Below are 6,847 nucleotides of genomic sequence, written 5' to 3'. Positions count from 1 at the left end.
CCGCAGTACCCGGCAACAAGCGCGGCGGCGCGCGCCTTGCCTGACTGACCCCCCAAGTCAGGAAAGGACCCCCCATGTCACCACGTCCTCGGTCGTGGACACGACTACTCGCCTCGGTCACGCTGGTGATCTCCGGCGGCTTGGCGACGGTTTCGGCCACCGGTCAGGCGGCCGGCGCCTCCGTGATCCCGGCCTCCGACTACCAGCAGGTCAGCCTGGCCACCGGAGGCGCGGCGCTCGGCGAGGCCATGTCCCTCGCGGTGCTCCCCAACCGCTCGGTGATCCACACCGCCCGTGACGGCACAGTCCGGGTCACCACCGCGGCCGGCAGCACCAAGCAGGCCGGCAAGCTCAACGTCTACACCCACGACGAAGAGGGCCTCCAGGGCGTCGCGGTGGATCCGGGCTTCGCGACCAACCGCTACGTCTGGCTGTACTACTCGCCGAGGCTGAGCACGCCGGACGGCGACGCGCCGACCAGCGGCACGCAGGCGCAGTTCGACGCCTGGAAGGGCAACCTGAACCTGTCGCGCTTCACCCTGAACGCCGACGACACGCTCAACATGGCCAGCGAGAAGGTCGTGCTCCAGGTCGCCAACGACCGTGGCCAGTGCTGCCACGTCGGCGGGGACATCGACTTCGACGCGGCGGGCAACCTGTACCTCACCACAGGTGACGACACCAACCCGTTCGAGTCCAACTCGTACTCGCCCCTGGACGAGCGCACCGACCGCAACCCGCAGTTCGACGCCCAGCGGTCCTCCGGCAACACCAACGACCTGCGCGGCAAGCTCCTGCGCATCCACCCGGAGCCCAACGGCACCTACACGATCCCCTCGGGCAACCTGTTCCCGCCGGGAACGGCCAAGACCCGGCCCGAGATCTACGGCATGGGCTTCCGCAACCCGTTCCGCATGTCGGTCGACAAGGCCACCGGGATCGTCTACCTGGGCGACTACGGACCGGACGCGGGCGGCCCCGACGCCAACCGCGGCCCCGGCGGGCAGGTCGAGTTCGACCGGATCACCAGCGCGGGCAACTTCGGCTGGCCGTACTGCACCGGTACGAACACCACCGCCGAGACCTACAACAAGTACACCTTCCCCAGCGGCCCCTCGGGGGCGAAGTTCGACTGCGCGGGCGGGCCGACCAACGCGTCCTTCCGCAACACCGGCGTGGCCAAGCTGCCCGCGGCCAAGCCGAGCTGGATCAGGTACGGCGGCGAGGCCGGCTCCCCGCCGGAGTTCGGCGGCGGCTCCGAGTCACCGATGGGCGGTCCGGTCTACCGGTACGACGCGAACCTGAACTCCAGCGTGAAGTTCCCGCAGTCCCTCAGCGGCAGGTTCTTCGCCGGCGAGTACGGCCGCAGGTGGATCAAGGCCATCGAGGTCAAGGCCGACGGCGCCTACGGTGACATCGGCGACTTCCCGTGGACCGGCACGCAGGTCATGGACATGGCCTTCGGCCCGGACGGCGCGCTGTACGTGCTCGACTACGGCACCGGCGGCAACAACCAGGCCCTGTGGAGGATCGAGTACATCGGCGGGACCAACCGCAACCCGATCGCCAAGGCCTCCGCCAACAAGACCTCGGGTCCGAGCCCGCTCGCGGTGACCTTCTCCTCGGCCGGAAGCTCCGACCCCGAGGGCGGCGCGCTGACGTACTCGTGGAACTTCGGCAACGGCGCCACCTCCACCGCGGCCAACCCCTCGTACACCTACACCACCAACGGCACCTACACGGCGACGCTGACGGTCCGCGACCCGCAGGGGCTCACCGGGACGGCCAGTGTCATCGTGAGCGTCGGCAACACCGCCCCGACCGTGACGCTCACGCAGCCGGTCGACGGCCAGCTGTTCTCCTTCGGCGACACCGTGCCCTTCCAGGTCACGGTCAGCGACCCGGAGGACGGCACGATCGACTGCGGCAAGGTGACGGTCACCTACTCGCTGGGTCACGACAGCCACGCCCACCAGATCACCTCCAAGACCGGCTGCAGCGGATCCATCGCGGTCCCGGTCGACGGTGAACACGACGCGGCGGCGAACATCTTCGGCGTCTTCACCGCCTCCTACACCGACAAGGGCGGCCTGACCTCGACCAGCACCCGGACCCTGCAGCCGAGGCACCGCCAGGCCGAGCACTTCGGAGCGCAGTCGGGCATCCAGACCGCCGACCACGCCGGGGCCGAGGGCGCCAAGACCGTCGGCTTCACCGACAACGGCGACTGGATCTCCTTCACGCCCTACAACGTCTCCAACGCCCAGAGCATCACCGCTAGGGTCTCCTCCGGCGGCGCCGGCGGCACGCTGGAGGTGCGCGCGGGATCGGCGACCGGCACCCTGCTCGGGTCCGTGGCCGTCACTCCCACCGGTGGCTGGGACACCTTCGTGAACGTCACAGGGAACCTGAGCAACGTCCCGGCCGGCACCACGACGCTGTACCTGGTGTTCAAGGGTGTGACCGGTCAGGGCAACCTTTTCGACCTCGACGCCTACACCCTCAACACCGGCGCCGGCACCTCCACCACGACCGAGGGTGAGGCCTACACCTCGCAGTCCGGCGTGCAGCCTGCCGGCCACGCGGGTGCCAGCGGCGGCACCACGCTCGGGTACATCGACAACGGCGACTGGGCCGGGTACTCGCAGGTGAACACCTCGGGCGCGAAGACCTTCTCGGCCCGGGTGTCCTCCGGCGGCCCCGGCGGCACCATCCAGGTCCGCTCAGGCTCGCAGACCGGCACCCTGCTGGGCTCGGTCAACGTCGCCAACACCGGCAGCTTCGACAACTTCACGACGGTGTCCACGACGCTGACCGGTTCGGCCTCGGGGCCGCTGTTCCTGTCCTTCACCGGCGGCTCGGGCTCGCTGCTCGACGTCGACACCTTCACCATCACCCGCTAGCGGCACGGCCGGCGCGGCGCGAGGCACCCGGTAGGGGCCCGCGCCGGGCCGGGATCGGCGAACCCGGCGCGGGGTCAGCCCGCGCCGGTCGCGCCGTAGACGAAAGGACAGCCATGTTCCGCGCCCTACGAGGTGGTCTGGCAGTGATCGCCGCCACCCTGATCGTCACCCAGTTCGCTCCCACGGCCGCTCACGCCGCGGACCCCGCCTACAAGGTGCTGGTCTTCTCCAAGACCGCCGGATTCCGGCACGACTCCATCCCCACCGGCATCCAGATGATCCGTGACCTCGGCACCGCCAACAACTTCACCGTCACCGCCACCGAGGACGCCACGGCCTTCACGACGGCCAACCTCGCCCAGTTCAAGACGGTGGTCTTCCTCAGCACCACGGGCGACGTCCTCAACGACGCCCAGCAGACCGCCTTCACCTCCTACGTCAACGGTGGCGGCGGCTACGTCGGCGTCCACGCCGCGGCCGACACCGAGTACGACTGGCCGTACTACGGCCAGCTGGTCGGCGCGTGGTTCAAGAGCCACCCGGCGATCCAGCAGGCGACGGTCAAGAACGAGGACCGCACGCACCCCGCCACCTCCGGCCTCGCGGCCACGTGGTCGCGCACCGACGAGTGGTACAACTACCGCACCAACCCCCGCTCGACCGTCCACGTGCTGCAGAGCCTGGACGAGAGCAGCTACTCCGGTGGCGAGATGAGCGGGGACCACCCGATCACCTGGTGCCACCCGCAGGTGAGCGGCCGGTCGTTCTACACCGGCCTCGGCCACACGATCGAGTCCTACGCGGACCCGGCCTACCGGGCGCTGCTGCTCGGCGGCATCAGGTACACGGCGGGCATGGTCACGGCCAACTGCGCCCCTCCCACCGGACCCCCTCCGGGCGGCACGATCGAGGCGGAGTCGTTCACGTCGCAGTCGGGCGTGCAGGCCGCGGGCCACGCGGGGGCCAGCGGCGGCAACACGCTCGGATACATCGACAACGGTGACTGGGCCGGGTACGCGTCGGTGAGCACCGCCGGGGCGACCGGGTTCACCGCCCGCATCTCCTCGGGCGGGCCGGGCGGGACGATCACGATCCGCTCGGGCTCGCAGACCGGGACCGTGCTCGGCTCGGTGGCCGTGCCCCCGACCGGTGGCTGGGAGAACTTCCAGAACGTGTCCACGACGCTGACCGGTTCGGGGTCGGGGCCGCTGTTCCTGACGTTCACCGGTGGCGCCGGTTCGCTGTTCGACGTGGACACCTTCTCGCTGACCAAGACCGCCGTCCCCGCGACGGTGGAGGGCGAGGCGTACACCTCGCAGTCGGGCGTGCAGGTCGCGAACCACGCGGCGGCCAGCGGCGGCAAGACGGTCGGTTACATCGACAACGGTGACTGGGCCGGGTACGCGTCGGTGAGCACCGCCGGGGCGACCGGGTTCACCGCCCGGATCTCCTCGGGCGGCGCGGGCGGGGCGATCCAGGTCCGCTCGGGTTCTCAGACGGGCACCCTGCTGGGCACGGTGACGGTTCCGTCGACCGGCAGCTTCGACACCTTCCAGAACGTGTCCACGACGCTCAGCGGTTCGGCGTCCGGACCGGTGTTCCTGGTGTTCACCGGTAACGGGGGCTCCCTGTTCGACGTGGACACCTTCACGCTCACCAAGTGATCCATAGCAATTCGTAGGGGTCATCTCTGCCCGGAACACCCTCATTTGGGTGTTCCGGGCATCGGCGGTGTTCCGGACGTACAGATGTACGGTCCCGCGGGCGTCCCGGCGATGGGAGCCGGGGCGGAGACCCTGTGCACGACAGCAAGAGGCCGGCCAGTCGGCGGCCGGCTCGTGAGAAGAAGGAGATGCTGATGGACGTCGGGATCTGGCTGGTGGGGGCACGGGGATCGGTGGCCACCACGGTCGTCACCGGGGCGGCGGCGTTACGGTCCGGGCTCGCGGCGCCCATCGGATGCGTGACCGAGGGGCCCGATTTCGCGGGTGCGGGACTGCCGCCACTGGACAGACTGGTCTTCGGCGGCCACGACATCGCGAGCACGCCCCTGCCCAAGAGGGCCGAGGAGCTCAGCCGGGCCGGGGTCATCCCCCCGCCGCTCGCCGAGCTCGTACGCCACGACCTGGAGGCGGCCGACGCCGAGATCCGGCCCGGCATCGCCGCCGCCGCCGAGACCCGGCCCGGCCCGTCCGCCGGAGAGCGGGCCGGTTCCGTGGAGGGCACCGAGATCGGCGACACGGCCGGGGAGGAGACCCAGGCCGCCGTCGCGCGCAGGCTGATCCGCGACATCACCGACTTCCGCGAGCGCCGGGGCCTCGCCCGCGTGGTCGTGATCCACGTCGCCTCCACCGAGCCGCCCGCCGTGCCGCACCCGGCACACCAGAGCCTGGAAGCGCTGACCGGCGCCCTGGAGCTCCCGGGGAACGTGCTGCCGCCCAGCTCGCTGTACGCCTTCGCCGCGCTCAGCGCCGGCTGCCCGTACATCGACTTCACCCCCTCCACCGGCGTGTCCCTCCCCGCGCTGGACGAGCTGGCCCGCGCGCAGGGGGTTCCGTACGCGGGCCGTGACGCCAAGACCGGGGAGACCCTGGTCAAGACGGCGCTGGCCCCGATGTTCGCCGACCGCGCCCTCGCCGTGCGGTCCTGGTCGGGGACGAACCTGCTCGGCGGGGGAGACGGCGCCACGCTGGCCGACCCCGCGGCGGGGGAGAGCAAGAAGATCTCCAAGGACCGGGCGCTGCCCGGCATACTCGGTCATCAGGTCGAGGGCCAGACCCACATCGACCACGTGCCGCACCTCGGCGACTGGAAGACGGCCTGGGACCACATCACCTTCGAGGGCTTCCTCGGCGTGCGGATGACGCTGCAGTTCACCTGGCAGGGCTGCGACTCGGCGCTCGCCGCGCCCCTGGTGCTGGACCTCGCCAGGCTGATCGCCCGCGCGCACGAACGCGGCCGTTCGGGGGCGGTGAAGGAGCTCGGCTTCTTCTTCAAGGACCCCCTCGCCCTGGACGAGCATCGCCTCCAGAGCCAGTACGACCTGCTCCGCGCCTTCGCGGGGACGCTCGCGTGAGCCTGGACCTCGCGACGCTGGCCGAACTGGTCCGGGCCCCCGCCGCGCTCACCGTGCCCGGTGACGTCTCCGCCGGGGGAGCGGTCAGGCCGGGCCTCGCGCTGTCGTCGGTCTGCCTGTACTGGGCCGGCATGGCGCTGAACGACTACGCAGACCGCGACCTGGACGCCGTCGAGCGGCCCGAACGTCCCATCCCCTCCGGCCGTGTGCGGCCGGGCCAGGCGCTCGGCCTCGCCGCCGGGCTGACCGCCGCCGGCCTGGTCGCCGCCGCCCGTACCGGAGGGCGCGGAGCGCTCGGCGTCGCCGCCGGGCTGGCCGCCGTCGTGTGGGCGTACGACCTGGGCCTGAAGGACACGGCGGCGGGCCCGCTGGCGATGGCCGCCGCGCGCGGGCTGGACGTGGTGCTCGGAGGCACGTCGGGCGCCTCACCCGGACAGGGGAAGGCGCGCATGCTCGCGGCCGGAGCCGTGGCCGCGCACACCTACGGTGTCACGGCGCTGAGCCGGGGGGAGGTCGGGGGAGGATCGAAGGCCAGGTCCGCCACCGCACTCACCGCGACGGCCGTGGCCGCCGGGCTGGCGGCCGCGCACGTCTCGTCGGTCACCTCCGGCCCTGCGGCCGATGGCGGACCCGCCGTCCCACGGGGGCGTGCGGGCGGCGCGCCGGTCGCGATCCGCAGGCTGGCCGGGTTCGGGCTCACGGCGGCGTACGCGGGGCTGGTGGGGCGGGCGCAGCTCGACGCCGCCCGCCACCCCGACGCCGGACGGACCCGGGCGGCCGTGGGACAGAGCATCCTCGGGCTGCTGCCCCTGCAGGCCGCCCTCACCGCAGGGCGCGGGCGGCTCGCCACGGCCGGGGCGCGCACGGC

4 protein-coding genes are annotated in these 6,847 nt (G+C 71.8%); all 4 read left to right on the top strand.

Annotated features, from left to right (window positions below; genetic code table 11):
* Positions 1–74 precede the first annotated feature (74 nt).
* Positions 75–2,903: a carbohydrate-binding protein gene (locus AB0B89_RS33675; RefSeq protein ID WP_358560918.1), complete on the top strand. Its 2,829-nt coding sequence runs from the start codon at positions 75–77 to the stop codon at positions 2,901–2,903.
* 143 nt (positions 2,904–3,046) lie between these two features.
* Positions 3,047–4,567 (top strand): ThuA domain-containing protein, encoded by a 1,521-nt coding sequence (locus tag AB0B89_RS33670; protein WP_358560915.1) that lies wholly within the window; start codon positions 3,047–3,049, stop codon positions 4,565–4,567.
* A gap of 194 nt (positions 4,568–4,761) precedes the next feature.
* A complete protein-coding gene (locus AB0B89_RS33665) occupies positions 4,762–5,979 on the top strand; it encodes an inositol-3-phosphate synthase (protein ID WP_358560912.1) in 1,218 nt (405 codons plus the stop codon).
* Positions 5,976–6,847, top strand: an 872-nt coding sequence (locus AB0B89_RS33660; protein ID WP_358560909.1) for an SCO3242 family prenyltransferase, incomplete at its 3' end; no start/stop codon positions are given. The genes AB0B89_RS33665 and AB0B89_RS33660, both read left to right, overlap by 4 nt.

This window comes from Sphaerisporangium sp. NPDC049002 (assembly GCF_040649355.1).
Lineage (GTDB): Bacteria > Actinomycetota > Actinomycetes > Streptosporangiales > Streptosporangiaceae > Sphaerisporangium.
The sequence above is the reverse complement of the archived record's forward strand: the minus strand, read 5'-3'. Positions and strand labels throughout refer to the sequence as shown.

Coding starts and splice junctions, on each gene's coding strand:
- AB0B89_RS33675 (WP_358560918.1), top strand. CDS start 75: ATGTCACCACGTCCTCGGTCGTGGACACGACTACTCGCCTCGGTCACG.
- AB0B89_RS33665 (WP_358560912.1), top strand. CDS start 4,762: ATGGACGTCGGGATCTGGCTGGTGGGGGCACGGGGATCGGTGGCCACC.